Source organism: Nostoc spongiaeforme FACHB-130 (assembly GCF_014698475.1).
GTDB classification, from domain to species: domain Bacteria; phylum Cyanobacteriota; class Cyanobacteriia; order Cyanobacteriales; family Nostocaceae; genus Nostoc_B; species Nostoc_B spongiaeforme.
Window position 1 is genome coordinate 53,308 of record NZ_JACJTB010000018.1, and the last position, 12,732, is coordinate 66,039.

Sequence of the window (12,732 nt, forward strand, 5' to 3'; positions counted from 1 at the left end):
GAAGCCGGGGATTTAAACCCCCAAATTTTGTGAAAAATAAGTGTTACATAAATATGAAATGATTCATATAAATACAGGTATTTTCCTATACTTTAAATATTAAAGTAATAATCGAATAGGATTACTGTATCACTATGCGACTGCCTTTTGTATTTAAAACTTTAACATTACTTGGCTTTTACTTACCTATACCCTTGAGTATGCTTCCAAGCCTGCAAGTTGTAGCAGATACACCTTCTGTTGCTACAAAGGCTGATAAACCGCAGCGTTTGAAATTAACTTTATCAGGACACACTGAACCTGTTCGTGCATTAGCTCTTGCACCCAATGGTCAACTTCTTGCTAGTGGTAGTGATGATAAAACAATCAAGCTTTGGAATCCAAATACAGGTGTATTGCTTCGGACTTTAACTGGACATAAAGAGCGGATTAAATCAATAGTAATTACTCCAGACGCTCAAACTGTGATTAGTACTAGTTTCGATAACACTATCAAATTTTGGAATACGCAAACAGGCGAGCAAATTCGCACAATTGGCGAAAAAACAGGGGTGAGAGCAATGTTATTGACCCCAGATGGACAAACTTTAATTAGTGGTAGTGGTGATACAACCATCAAATTTCGGAATCTCAAAACTCGCAAAATTGATCGCATCTTGAAAGTAGAAACAACAGCACTTGCAATTAGTCGTGACGGTAAAACTCTCTATAGTGGCGGTGAAAACGGTGGTAAAATTCGAGTTTGGAATATGCTAACAGGTAAACAACTACGCAGTTTTACTCCACCACTACCAAAAAAAGAAGACCTGATTACTGGTTCGGAAAAAGCATCATCTCCAATTACTCTTGCTGTTAGTAATGATGGAAAAATGCTGCTGAGTGGTGGCTATGACGATAGTTTTCAATCTGCTGGAGTTAGGACTACAGATGGTAAAAGTTTCAAAGCTTGGAACTTGAACACAGGAAAGTTAATTCATAATTTTTCTCTGGGTACAAGTATTGATGCCTTAGTTATCAGTCCCGATAGCAAGACATTTATTACTGGCGGTTTAGGTAGATCAGTTATAGTGCGTGATATCATCACTGGAAAATCAGTCTTGGAGTTGATTGGACATGGCGGTGGCATTTATGGACTTGCCTTGAATAGTGATGGTCAAACTTTATATAGTGGTAGTGGTGATAAATCTGTTAAAGTTTGGCAAATCAAACCTTAATCTGGACAATTTCAAAGCTTGAGTGCCAGGAATAGTAAAACTTTTCCTCCTGCCTCCTGCCTTCTGCTATGTTCTATTCAAATTCCCATCAAAGCTAATTTGCGTATGTGCCATTGTTTGGTGAAAACATGCAAATCTTTGATTAAACCTGTGCTGATATCTATTACCCATCCGTGGACTTCTGGTGCTTTGCCTTGTTGCAAAGCCTGACGCATAATCGAAGTTTGGTAGAGATTTTTAATTTGCATTGCTACATTTAATTCTGCTAAACGATTCCAGCGTTCTTGTTGTGTGGGTAACGCATCAATTTCTTCTTGTTTCTGCAAATAAATCTCTCGAATTGGATTTACCCAATTATCAATTATTCCAGTTGTTCTACCTTCTAATGCGGCTTTAATACCTCCGCATCCATAGTGACCAGCCACGATAATATATTTCACCTCAAGATGAGAAATTGCGTAGTCTAAAATTGACAAGAAGTTCATATCTGTGAGGCAAACTTGATTGGCAATGTTACGATGGACAAACAATTCTCCTGGCTCTGTGCCGGTAAATTTAGTTAAGGCTATACGACTGTCGGAACACCCAATGTAGAGATAAGGTGGTTTTTGTCCCGATGCTAATTCTTCAAAGTAAGTACCATCTTGAGCTTTTTTTTGGGCAGCCCAAATTCGATTGTTTCGCAATATTTCTTCAATGGTGTGAGGAATCATCTTCTAAACCTCGAAGATTAGGTTTTTGATTTGTCGTCTCATTGCGTAATTTCTATTAGTTTTGTGCCAACTAATACGATTTCACTCTCTCAACAGATTGTAATTTGAGGTGTAGCGATCGCATTTCCTTATTCATCAATGACATAGCAATCCTGTTTGATTTATCAACTACTGATGAAAGCTAGGGAATAGAGAGTAGGTTTGTTTTTATCTCCCAAACAGACTGCTATATTTCTTAAATAGCAATATCAAGGTAAATAATCAATTAACAAAACATAAAAACATTCTGATTTTTAAGATTTTTTGTATTTAATATACAAAATTTGATAAAATGGTAATAAATCTATAATTTATATAAAATTAGCAGTCATAAATCAGTTAATTTAGGTTGATTTTTCCAGAATTATGACTTTGGAATTATAATCATCCCAAAAAGACTGAAATTATAAAGCTAAAATTGGTATGATGCCAGCGATGGGACTTTAAGGAAAATAAATTCAGTGACCTTATTTTTGGACTCAGCGATCGCAGCAGAAGCACAAGCTGCTAAAAAGTTAGGTTGGGTAAAAGGCATCACTACTAACCCAACATTATTAGCCAAAAGCCCGTTACCTGTTGAGACGACGTTAAAACAACTGGCAGAATTAACCACAGGGCCAGTATTTTATCAATTGATGGCTGCTGAATTTGAAGAAATGGTAGCAGAAGGCAGAGCCGCCTTTAAGTTAATTGGACAGCAAACAGTCTTAAAAATTCCTGCGTCGTTAGTTGGCTTTCAGGTCGTGGCGGAATTAGCACCAGAAATTCCCTGTGCAGTCACAGCTATATACAGTGCAGCACAAGCCGCAGTCTCTCAAGAAGCTGGGGCAAAATATGCGATCGCCTACGTCAATCGAGCGACTAGACTATTAGGTGATGGAGTCGCATTAGTCCAGGAAATGGCCAGTGTTTTAAAGGGAAGCAGCACGGAAATTATGGCAGCCAGCATCAAATCTCCCCAAGAAGCCGTCGCATCCCTACAAGCTGGCGCTCACCATCTCACCTTACCCTTAGCAATGTTGCAGTCGATGACAAATCACGAACTGTCAGTGCAAACCATTGATGAATTTGCCGAAAATGGACGGGGGATTTTGCAGGCGTAAAAGTGTAGGTGTTTTACGAACTTGCTGGAAATGAGGCAAGGGGGAAAAGGTAGTAGAGATATAAGTAGGGTGTAGGTGTGAAAAAACCCTCACACCCATTCTTAACAGACAAGCTTGGTGCGTCAGTCCTGACATTTACACCCCTATACCCTTAAACCCCTACACCCATTCTTAACAAACAACCTTTGTGCAGAAGTCCTGACATTTACACCCCTACACCCAGCCTTAACAGATGTAATTTCTATTCCTTTTGTGTTTCCTCATCTGGACGTTGAATAGCTGGAGGATAATCCACAAATTCTTGGGTTCTGGTGGTATTTGTGGTTGCTCCTTCTAATAACTCATCTTCTGGATTTACAGTTTTATCAGCAGCCATATCCATACGGCCTTCAGCATTAGTATTGGGTTTATCTCCAGTGCCTTTATGACTTGCATGACCGCTAGGCATAACTATTTTCTCCACAGTGATATTCTAGATTCACACTCCCAACCTAAACTGACTAACTAGACATCAAACACTATCAGAAGACTTAAATCGAAGTTAGATGAATACGGATGTCTCTGTCTGAAGAGAGTAAATTGGTGAGTGTTGAGTTACCTTGATGCAATATTTGCAACTTCAGGTTTGACAATTAATCATTGATTTGAATAAAACTTACAAATCAACACACACTGATTCAATTTCATTTGCTTGAATAGCTATATTGATAGAATTGAAATTCATGCTTCTGGACTATGGCAAGTAAATATATAGACGTGCAGGAATACACTGTTAGAGCGCATAAAAGACTAATTCACACCAGAGTCTTTCACTTTGTCTGCAAAGAATGTAATCAGACAACTAAACGCGAGACTTATGGCCCTCGTCCTTTATATTGCGAAAGCTGCCGTCCCCCACAAGCGCCACGCAAATCTCCGCAGCCATCTCAAAAAGCCAAACCAAGGCCAATGACTTACACAAGTGACACCACTCTGGGTTGATGTAACGCTTTATGAAACCGCAATTGCAATTGGAACCACCCCCACAATCATTAATCACGCCTTTGTTAGAGTTACGAGACTACTATGCGCGATTGGTTGAAGAATATGGCACTTTATACAATCAGGCGCGATCGCAACTTGATAATGTCGAAGGTTTGTTATCTAGCTGGTCTTCACTCTCAGAAGCTAACAACAAGCTACTGACAGTTGAAGTTGTGAACGAAATGCTTTCGGCCTCTAAAGAAGATTTACTTTTATCTCCTTCGGCGCAGAAATCTAATGGCGAATTAGAGGCGCATCCAGATTCACCACAACCAAACACAGAAGCATTAGAAACAGATAGTTCTGCTGCAACAACCAACATCAACGAGTCCCCAGTTACAGAAATAACTTTCTCAAACAGAGATTTCTCGCTAAACAATGTAGATATCCCAATGTTGAGTGAGTATAACTCTTTAACTCGGATGGAAGCTATCAAACAGCTATTAGAACAACATTTGGGTACTGTCTGTCACATAGATTTCATTGTGCGATCGCTTTATGGTGACTTAGAACCCCATGTTTTTAAAGTGGTCAAAGGTAGAGTGCAATCTTCACTTACCCAAGGTAGAGAAAGACAAGCTTGGTTTGGTATACCGAATGAACCCGGTTGTTACACCCTAGATTTGAGTTTAGTCACCACTAATCAAAGCAGCAGTAACTCTAAGACTGGGAAAACTAAGAAGAAACCTGTTGTCGTACCACAAGCAAAAGTTGTTCCAATGCTCAAAGCCTATGAAGGACAATTTTTGATTGATGCTTTAACCATTTTCTTTAGGCAACATCCAGGGAAAGTTTTTAGTGTGGCTGAAGTCATCACAGGAATTTATGGCAACCTGAATGCGGAAGAAGTGCGAGAAGTGAAAAGTAAGGTACTAAATGAACTCTCACGCGGTTATCGCATAGGACGCTTTTCTAGAATGCCCGATACAGTTGGCTTTTATACTTGGGATACAAAGTTAGTTCGTAAGGGGTAGGGAGTAGGGAGTAGGGAGTGGGGAGTGGGGAGTAGGGAGTGGGGAGTAGGGAGTAGGGGAAAATTTTTTTACTCAGCACTCAGCACTCAGCACTCTCTACGTACTTAATCTATCCAGGCTAAACTACGCTGAACTGCTTTTTGCCAAGTGCTAAAGTTAGCCAAGGCGTTATTCCTGGATGGATCAGGCTCAAAGATGTGGTCTATTTGCCGTTGATTAACTAATGTGGTGTAGCTGTCCCAAAATCCAACTGCTAAACCGGCGGCAAATGCTACTCCTTGTACGGTGGTATCGCGCATTTTTGGGCGTTCTACAGGTATGCCCAAGACATCGGCTTGAAATTGCATCAGGAAGTTATTTTCACAAGCGCCGCCATCGACAATTAACCGCTTCATTGGTGTAGGAGAACAAGCATTGATGGCTTGAACAACTTCCACAACTTGGTAAGCGATCGCTTCTAGGACAGCCCGCACTAAATGTTGGGGTTGGACGCTGGCGGTAATCCCAAAAAAGGCTCCTCTAGCATTCATATCCCAGTACGGCGCACCCAGTCCACTAAAGGCAGGGACAAAATACACGCCGCCGTTATCTGAAACTTGGTTAGCCATTGCTTCGGTTTCGGCGGCAGTTTTAATGACTTTGATGCCATCGCGCAACCATTGGATACAAGCGCCACTAGTAAACATACTGCCTTCTAAGGCATAACCAATTTGTAAATTACTGCCGTCTTGAGTTTGTGTCCAAGCCAAGGTGGAAATGAGTTGATTTTGCGATCGCACAATTTCTGCACCTGTATGAGCTACCAAAAAGCTACCAGTGCCATAAGTACATTTCATTAACCCAGGGCGATCGCAGCCATGACCAAATAATGCTGCTTGTTGGTCGCCTAAAATCGCTGTGATCGGAATTTCCACACCCAGCAAAGTTTGATCAGTCACACCAAATTTACCTAAACTGGGTTGAATCTGGGGCAGAATCTGAGCCGGAATTTGTAAGATTTCCAGTAATGTTTCATCCCAAATGCAGGTTTTGAGGTTCATTAACATTGTGCGGCTGGCGTTGCTGTGGTCGGTCGCGTGGACTTTGCCGCCTGTTAATTTCCACAACACCCAAGTATCAATTGTGCCTGCCAAAACATTGTTTAAGTCAATGTCTACAACGTTTTCTAATAACCATCTCAACTTGGTTGCCGAAAAATAAGCATCAATCACCAAGCCAGTGCGGTTATAAATTTCTGCGGCGTAACCTTGGGCTTGTAATTGATTGCAAAGAGGTGCTGTGCGGCGGTCTTGCCAAACAATGGCTTTATGTAGCGGTTTACCAGTGGTTTTATCCCAAATTAAGCAGGTTTCCCGTTGTACAGTTAATCCCAAGGCGACGATATCTAATGGCGCAATTTCAGCATTGGCGATCGCATTTTGCATTACCCAGCAGGTATCTTGCCAAATTTCTTCCGGGTCATGTTCTAACCAACCAGGCTGCGGATAATACTGGGTAAGTTCTTTATATGCTTGCCCAACAATTTGACCTGCGTTGTTAAACACAAAAGCACGGTTGCCTGTTGTACCCAAGTCCAAAGCCAAAATATAGCCTGATGATGGAGATTTACTGTCCAAGGTTACTGATGAAGTCTGAAGTCAGGAGTTATTTTTGGGTAAGAATATCACAAAGTATGGGCTTGAGATCAGTCCGATGATATTTCTACATTTTTGCCCACTCTTCCCGACTTAGTTCAAAGGCTAAATTCTGGCTGCTGAATTCTTCAAAATAATATGTTTTTTAGCATCAATACTAATTAAACCTTGTTGTTGTAATTTTCCTAACAATCTTGTAATGGTGACTCTGGTAGTACCGCAAGCACTTGCTATATCTTCATGAGTCAAGCGGACGCTTAAGCGAGTCCCTTCTTCTACTGGTTTACCAATTTCCTGTTTGAGAAGTTCTAATAAATGTTGTAATCGGTCTTCGACTAATTGCTTTTTGGAGATGACTAAAAAGGATTCTGTCTGTTGTAACCGTTGATTGATTTTAGGTAACAAACTATGACTCAATGCTGGTGTCACTAATATTTCTGACACATAAATTGGTACTAACTCCACATCAGATAAAGCAGTGGCTTGGTAAATGGATAGAGAAGTCATCCCAGAACCAAACACCATTTGCGTTTTTGCCAATCCTAACAAGACTTCTTCGCCAGTTTCACAAAATGTACTGAGTTTGACTAAACCTTGGAAAATATACCAAACCACTGAGTTATTGAGAGGAATGGTTTCCCCTTTAGAATATTTGTATCGGGGGCGATTTTGGATGAAATCGCTGTAACTCTCGGCTGATATTAATTCTGTTTGCTGGCGATCACCAATATTCCGCAGTAACCAGAGTAAATTAATCGCGTTACCTTCTGGGTTGCGGATGACTCTGACTGTGAAAGCTGCGTCAAAATATTCGCCATGACGTTGTTGCAATCGGATGACTAACTCTTTGGTTTTATCTGCTTGATATAGCTGATTGAGTTCTTGGCGAAAGTGCTGCCGTTCTTCTAAACAAACAAAGTTAATCATGGCTTTGCCGATGAGAAATTGTTTGGAAATATTCAATAATTCCTCTGCGGCTACGTTAGCGTTTTGAATAATACCTTCTTTATCAGTAACTAAATAGCCATCTGGTGCATACTCAAATAAATCTTGGTAATGTTGGCGTTCTGTTTCTAGTAGATTTTGTGTTTCTTTCAGTGCTTCATTTTGCTGATACAGTTCTTCTGCTGCTAACTGTAACATTTTGGAATTACTATAAAGTTCTTGATAAGCCTGGGGTAGCATATCGGCAGGAATCCAAGGTAAAATACTAGCAGTTTGATACAAATCTGCTAGAGGTTTGTGCAAAGCTTCTAAACGTTTGATAAATAATTTTATATTCATCTTATCGTCCTGCTATCTGCCAATAAGGTTCAGTTAATGTGATGAGATTTGATTTTTCAATTTCTGCTATACCTATTTGAGCAAGATTTGGGGGAGAATCCCCCAAACCCCCTCCAAAATTATTCTTTCGTTTTTTGTTGAGTCATTATTTTTTGGTTTTGTGGTGATTTAATTTTCTTATCTGAACCGTATTGTGCTATAGCTTTTCCTAGTCTGCTGAGGTACAAATTTATCTGCGTCCATCCGCGTCCATCGGCGGTTAATTATTCTTGCTTGTACTTCACTAGAATGAGAAATGCTATATCTGCTTGCATATATAAAGAACATCAAAATTTAAGGATTCTATTAACCAAAATAGTTGGTCTGATAAACTGCATAATGATGCTTTTTATCAGATAGAACTTCTGTATATTTAATATTGAGCATTATTCACTATTTAGAAGAATCTATGAACATAGATTCAGTCTGAAGTTATCTTACAGCCTACTAGTAGTTATTGCTTTTGCCTTTGTGACAAAAGTTTAGAATTGGCTCAAAAATCTGTAACAAAATGGCTAAACCGAGACTGCGATCGCACAACTATTTGTGAGATAATTTGTTATTATCCAGAATAATTTATTTCTTGAAAAGCCCTAAATTGAGAATTTTAACTCCCCGACTTTTCAGAAATCGGGGATATTGTGATTTACAAATGGTGTAGAACTGCAATAGCTTAACGATATGTGTGAATCTTATTGCTAACTTCTATCAAAAGAATAAACACACTACTACCGCAGGTATAGCTTTACCGATAGCCAAGTTTATACTACCGTAAACCATCATTATCAATAGCACTATAGCTATCGTTGGCTAAAAGTCCCAACCAGGGGTCAGAACTAGGAGTCAAAAAAAGTTGCGCGTAAACTTTCTCGTTCAATTCGGCTACATCACTAGTTTGGGCTTCTTGGGTAAACCATTGATGAATTTGGCTATGCAACATATATTCATTTCTAACGGAATCTAAAGCCATCAAATTTTCAAATTGATTGACTATTTTTCGTAAGTTTTCAGCTTCAGTTTTGGCTGATGAGAATTTTTTGGCGCTGATCAAAGCAATGCTATTTTGATCGAGTTTGGCATCAGTGGCATAAAGTTGAGCAATTTTATTCCAAGCTTCTTGGTCGGTAATTGCTGCTAAGTTATTGCGATTTGCTGCCGCACCAGGACGTAAAGCACTCAGCATCGGGGTTTCGACGGCCATTTTAGTTACCGCCAAAGAACCTGCTGTTTCGGCTGTTGGTGATGAGTTCTCTACCAACCTTGGAGGAGATTGAATCCCCAAGCGGGATAAATCAGCACTCCATTGAGTTTGGATTGCATTTAGGCGATCACTATGGTATTCCTTTAAAAAAGCCTGACGTTGAGCAGCAGGAAGTTTACTGTATTCCTTGGCTGCAACTTCAGCTTGTTGTAGCTGGCGTAAAAAAGCTTTGGGGCCGTACAATCCAGGAATGGCATCAATCGGACGACCAGAAGCATCTAATATATAGTGAATGCTGTTACCTGTAATGGTTCGCTCTAGTTTGCGACCATCCCCAAAATCAATGGTCACTTTGGGTACAGGCCTAACTGATTGCCAGTGTAAAATAAAGCGATTTTGCAAAACTTGAGAAATCGCCGCATTGGGATATAGTGCTACACGAAAAAACCGACTATTCGCACAGCTTAAATCTTGATCTAGCCTGCCTAGCAACCGCAGAGATAAAATAGGTTTACCACTAGCTTTGGCTGCTGCTTTCGCTGCTTCTAAGTCTGTGTACCAATACAACCGCGAAGCATAGCAATCTCGCTGTTGACAAAGTTGATCTAAGGCGGCGCGGATTTGCGGATTTGGCACAGCTGCACCGGAAGAACGTGTATTGAGTACAGTTTTGTGAGTATTGAGGAATTTTTGCAATCCTTGATTTCCCTGTTTTCGTAGCACAGCCACTTCTTGAGACAGTGCAGAAGTTTCACTAGTGGATGTTTGTGCTTGGGCTGTTGACCAAAAATTTACAATCACCAAACTCAGAACAAAGGCTTTTGTGAAGTTTTTCAATGTCATATATTCCTAGATAAATAGAAATTGTAGTACTAAAAGAAATCTATTTTGTGAGTCTAAATCAGTAGATTCAGATGTTACGTTTATAACTCAAATACAGGTGCGATCGCCAAATGGAAATTTTGCTCAGTATTTATTCAATATAAAGACTTTATATCTAATTTTAAAGTTTCTGCTTTTAATCAAACTTGATCAAGCTGATATGCGTCTATTTGTTTAAAGTTAGTAAAAACTTGATGTAGACAACATAATCAACATAATTATTGATAAAAACTTTATATATTGATACCCTGTCAATCCTTAAATATGCGAATAAATTGCCGACTGATAAATATTAATAGACGTAGTAAAATACGTAATTTTTCTCTTCAGAGATGAGTAACTATTCTTCTATAGTGCTGATAGTTGCGTTGCTCCATGTTGTGAATCAATCTCATATTTATTATATCAATGTGCATCTATCAGTTGATTTTCTAATTGTTTTTTAGATGAGTTTTATTTCAAAGATTGCTTTTAGATAGCAGCACTTATTTTGTCTTGTTTATGAAGATAAAACTCAGAAATTTAAGCTCATAGCACAACGCAACATTAACCAGAAGTCTAACCAACACTACACCACTGCAATGAAACAATATACTTGTCCTTTACTAGCACTACTTTTAAGTGTAGTCTCTAGTTTTATTTGCATTCCTTGTCGCGCTCAAGTTACTACAGAAGCTAAAGCAACTGAACTAGATAGCAATATTTCATCTGAGAATACATCATTGACGAATGATGAGCGATCGCTAGTTGACAATGCAGATAATTCTGCAAGTGTTAAGTCAACAACTGTATCTGAAACTGCGGAGAATACAGTTGCGGTAACTAACAATCCTACCAAGCCTCAACCGACATTTCGCGTTCCCATCAACAGTCGAATTTTTGCGGCCCCTTCGATGCGGCAGTAGAATCAAGCCGCAATTTAATTAACTCAAATCCCCGACTTTGTGATCAAGTCGGGGATTTATTTATTCGTACATAATTTATAATACAATACGGTTCAGTTAAGAGAATAGTAGGTTGGGTGTAGCGATAGCGTAACCCAACAAAGCCTTGAAAATGTTGGGTTCCGTTCCTCCACCCAACCTACACCTGCACTCAATCGAAAAACGCTGTATTAAGACTGCTGTAGCAGAACTTGTTCATAACGTTTTCCAGCAATATCCCAGGTGAATTCTGTTTCTACTAATTGTCTACCTTGTTCAGATAATTCTGAACGCAGTTGGGGATGATCAAATAATCGACTAATAGCTGTGACATATTCTGCTGGCGTATTAGCTCTCAAGGCGCGTAATGGTTGATCTGCAATATCTACAGCTAATCCTTCCAAACCGCGATCGCTTGCGACAACAGGTACACCAGCGGCCATTGCTTCCAAAGTTTTATTTTTAATGCCAAAACCAGTGCGGAGCGGGACTACACAAACTGTAGACTGGTGTAAATATTCTGCCATTGAAGCTACGCGGCCAGTCACAATCACACCAGGAAGCTTGTTCAACTCTAAAACTTCTGGAGTTGGTCTAGCACCAACAATACTAAAGGTGGTGTCTGGATAATGTTTTTGTAATTGTGGTAAAACCTCAACAGCAAAAAAACGTGCTGCATCGATATTATGTGAAGCATCCATAGCTCCCACAAAAATTAATTTATGTCCCCCTGGGTCTTGTTGACGACAGGGAAACAATTCTAAATCTACGCCGTTGGGAATCACTTTAATTTCCAGATCAGGACGCAGTTTCAGAAATTCTTGGCGATCGTCTTGGGTTGTCACCACAATGTTAGAAAACTTATTACAATAACGCTGTTCGTAGCGTTTGAGAATCAGAGACAAATAAAGGCGATCGCGCAGTGCATTTTGCGCCGCACCCATTTCTAAATGATCACGAATCCAGCCGTAAACAGAACTGTGAACATCAACCACCGTATTTACTAGATGACGGTAGTCTGGCTGAATATAAATTTCATTGACACTATGTTCACAAGTAATCACATCGCACTTCCTGGCGCGGACATATTCATCGACCCAAGCTTGAATCTCTGGAGAATAGCGATGGAGTACATTTGGCGGTATCGCTTTGAGTACCGACTCTAAAAACCGGGCTGTTTTACCGACTAAACGAGCGATCGCATTTTTTTCTTGGGGTTCCGGCGGTAAAGGAAAAACAATCAATTCACTCACATATTTCCGTAATTCCTCTATCTCGGCTGATGTTGTTTCCTTGTTACTCTGTGTAATTAACGTTATGTCGTGGTTATATTGAAGATATCGCAGTAAATTAAAAGTTCTAATTTCTGTGCCTCCACGACTGGGCGGGTAGGGAAATGTAGACGATAGCATTAATATCCGCATATAATTTTGCTGCTCCTTTTTTGAATAGTAATTTTGATGCAGTTATGGCGTTAATCGATAATACTTTAACTCTTATTTTGTAAAATGTAAGCTGATTATATTCTGGTAATAATCATCATTTTATTCAGTCCGTCCCCGGTAAATTTAGCAGCTAAAAATATGAATAATAAACTGCCGATTTTTAATATTACTTCTAATAAGAATTAAGTTGTTGGGTTTAACGATTTTTTACCGCTACAGCAATTCCAGATAAGTCGTGAACAAAAAAACTGTTAACTA

General features: G+C 39.6%; 11 protein-coding genes. 5 read left to right on the plus strand and 6 right to left on the minus strand.

What is annotated here, in order from left to right:
* Positions 1-134 precede the first annotated feature (134 nt).
* Positions 135-1,214 carry a WD40 repeat domain-containing protein gene (locus H6G74_RS15100; RefSeq protein ID WP_190968451.1) on the plus strand — a complete coding sequence of 360 codons (1,080 nt, stop codon included), beginning with the start codon at positions 135-137 and terminating at the stop codon, positions 1,212-1,214.
* Positions 1,215-1,291: 77 nt separating this feature from the next.
* Here the strand turns inward: H6G74_RS15100 and H6G74_RS15105 are convergent, their stop codons facing one another.
* Positions 1,292-1,927 carry a carbonic anhydrase gene (locus H6G74_RS15105; protein WP_190968452.1) on the minus strand — a complete coding sequence of 212 codons (636 nt, stop codon included), beginning with the start codon at positions 1,925-1,927 and terminating at the stop codon, positions 1,292-1,294.
* Between the two features lie 500 nt (positions 1,928-2,427).
* Between H6G74_RS15105 and H6G74_RS15110 the strand changes: the two genes are divergently transcribed.
* Positions 2,428-3,069, plus strand: coding sequence for a transaldolase family protein (locus H6G74_RS15110; RefSeq protein ID WP_190968453.1), 642 nt, complete (start codon positions 2,428-2,430; stop codon positions 3,067-3,069).
* Positions 3,070-3,310: 241 nt separating this feature from the next.
* Here H6G74_RS15110 and H6G74_RS15115 read toward each other — a convergent pair whose 3' ends face one another.
* The gene (locus tag H6G74_RS15115; RefSeq protein WP_062297813.1) at positions 3,311-3,517 is read right to left on the minus strand and encodes a hypothetical protein; all 207 of its coding nucleotides are present in this window, start codon (positions 3,515-3,517) and stop codon (positions 3,311-3,313) included.
* Positions 3,518-3,804: 287 nt separating this feature from the next.
* Here H6G74_RS15115 and H6G74_RS30945 point away from each other — a divergent pair, with 287 nt between their 5' ends.
* Together H6G74_RS30945 and H6G74_RS15120 are read left to right on the plus strand one after the other, a co-directional pair.
* Positions 3,805-4,050, plus strand: coding sequence for a hypothetical protein (locus tag H6G74_RS30945; protein ID WP_206756988.1), 246 nt, complete (start codon positions 3,805-3,807; stop codon positions 4,048-4,050).
* An 11-nt stretch (positions 4,051-4,061) separates the two neighbouring features.
* Positions 4,062-5,066 (plus strand): hypothetical protein, encoded by a 1,005-nt coding sequence (locus tag H6G74_RS15120; protein ID WP_190968454.1) that lies wholly within the window; start codon positions 4,062-4,064, stop codon positions 5,064-5,066.
* Positions 5,067-5,170: 104 nt separating this feature from the next.
* Here H6G74_RS15120 and glpK read toward each other — a convergent pair whose 3' ends face one another.
* The 3 genes from glpK to H6G74_RS15135 all read right to left on the minus strand — a co-directional run bounded on the left by glpK (position 5,171) and on the right by H6G74_RS15135 (position 10,067).
* Positions 5,171-6,682 carry a glycerol kinase GlpK gene (glpK, locus tag H6G74_RS15125; protein WP_190968455.1) on the minus strand — a complete coding sequence of 504 codons (1,512 nt, stop codon included), beginning with the start codon at positions 6,680-6,682 and terminating at the stop codon, positions 5,171-5,173.
* 123 nt (positions 6,683-6,805) lie between these two features.
* Complete coding sequence (locus tag H6G74_RS15130) at positions 6,806-7,984, minus strand: PAS domain S-box protein (protein WP_190968456.1); 1,179 nt, start codon at positions 7,982-7,984, stop codon at positions 6,806-6,808.
* Between the two features lie 805 nt (positions 7,985-8,789).
* Positions 8,790-10,067: a hypothetical protein gene (locus H6G74_RS15135; RefSeq protein ID WP_190968457.1), complete on the minus strand. Its 1,278-nt coding sequence runs from the start codon at positions 10,065-10,067 to the stop codon at positions 8,790-8,792.
* A 620-nt stretch (positions 10,068-10,687) separates the two neighbouring features.
* On the opposite strand from H6G74_RS15135, the gene H6G74_RS15140 reads away from it, so the two are divergent.
* Positions 10,688-11,011 carry a hypothetical protein gene (locus tag H6G74_RS15140; RefSeq protein WP_190968458.1) on the plus strand — a complete coding sequence of 108 codons (324 nt, stop codon included), beginning with the start codon at positions 10,688-10,690 and terminating at the stop codon, positions 11,009-11,011.
* 209 nt (positions 11,012-11,220) lie between these two features.
* On the opposite strand, the gene H6G74_RS15145 is transcribed toward H6G74_RS15140, so the two are convergent.
* Entirely contained in the window at positions 11,221-12,453 is a 1,233-nt protein-coding gene (locus H6G74_RS15145) for a glycosyltransferase family 4 protein (RefSeq protein WP_190968459.1), read from the minus strand.
* Between the last annotated feature and the right edge of the window lie 279 nt (positions 12,454-12,732).

Excerpts from the sequence above, each read along its gene's own strand:
- H6G74_RS30945 (WP_206756988.1), top strand. The coding sequence starts at position 3,805 with ATGGCAAGTAAATATATAGACGTGCAGGAATACACTGTTAGAGCGCAT.
- H6G74_RS15115 (WP_062297813.1), bottom strand. The coding sequence starts at position 3,517 with ATGCCTAGCGGTCATGCAAGTCATAAAGGCACTGGAGATAAACCCAAT.
- H6G74_RS15100 (WP_190968451.1), top strand. The coding sequence starts at position 135 with ATGCGACTGCCTTTTGTATTTAAAACTTTAACATTACTTGGCTTTTAC.
- H6G74_RS15140 (WP_190968458.1), top strand. The coding sequence starts at position 10,688 with ATGAAACAATATACTTGTCCTTTACTAGCACTACTTTTAAGTGTAGTC.
- H6G74_RS15135 (WP_190968457.1), bottom strand. The coding sequence starts at position 10,067 with ATGACATTGAAAAACTTCACAAAAGCCTTTGTTCTGAGTTTGGTGATT.
- H6G74_RS15130 (WP_190968456.1), bottom strand. The coding sequence starts at position 7,984 with ATGAATATAAAATTATTTATCAAACGTTTAGAAGCTTTGCACAAACCT.
- H6G74_RS15145 (WP_190968459.1), bottom strand. The coding sequence starts at position 12,453 with ATGCGGATATTAATGCTATCGTCTACATTTCCCTACCCGCCCAGTCGT.
- H6G74_RS15120 (WP_190968454.1), top strand. The coding sequence starts at position 4,062 with ATGAAACCGCAATTGCAATTGGAACCACCCCCACAATCATTAATCACG.
- H6G74_RS15105 (WP_190968452.1), bottom strand. The coding sequence starts at position 1,927 with ATGATTCCTCACACCATTGAAGAAATATTGCGAAACAATCGAATTTGG.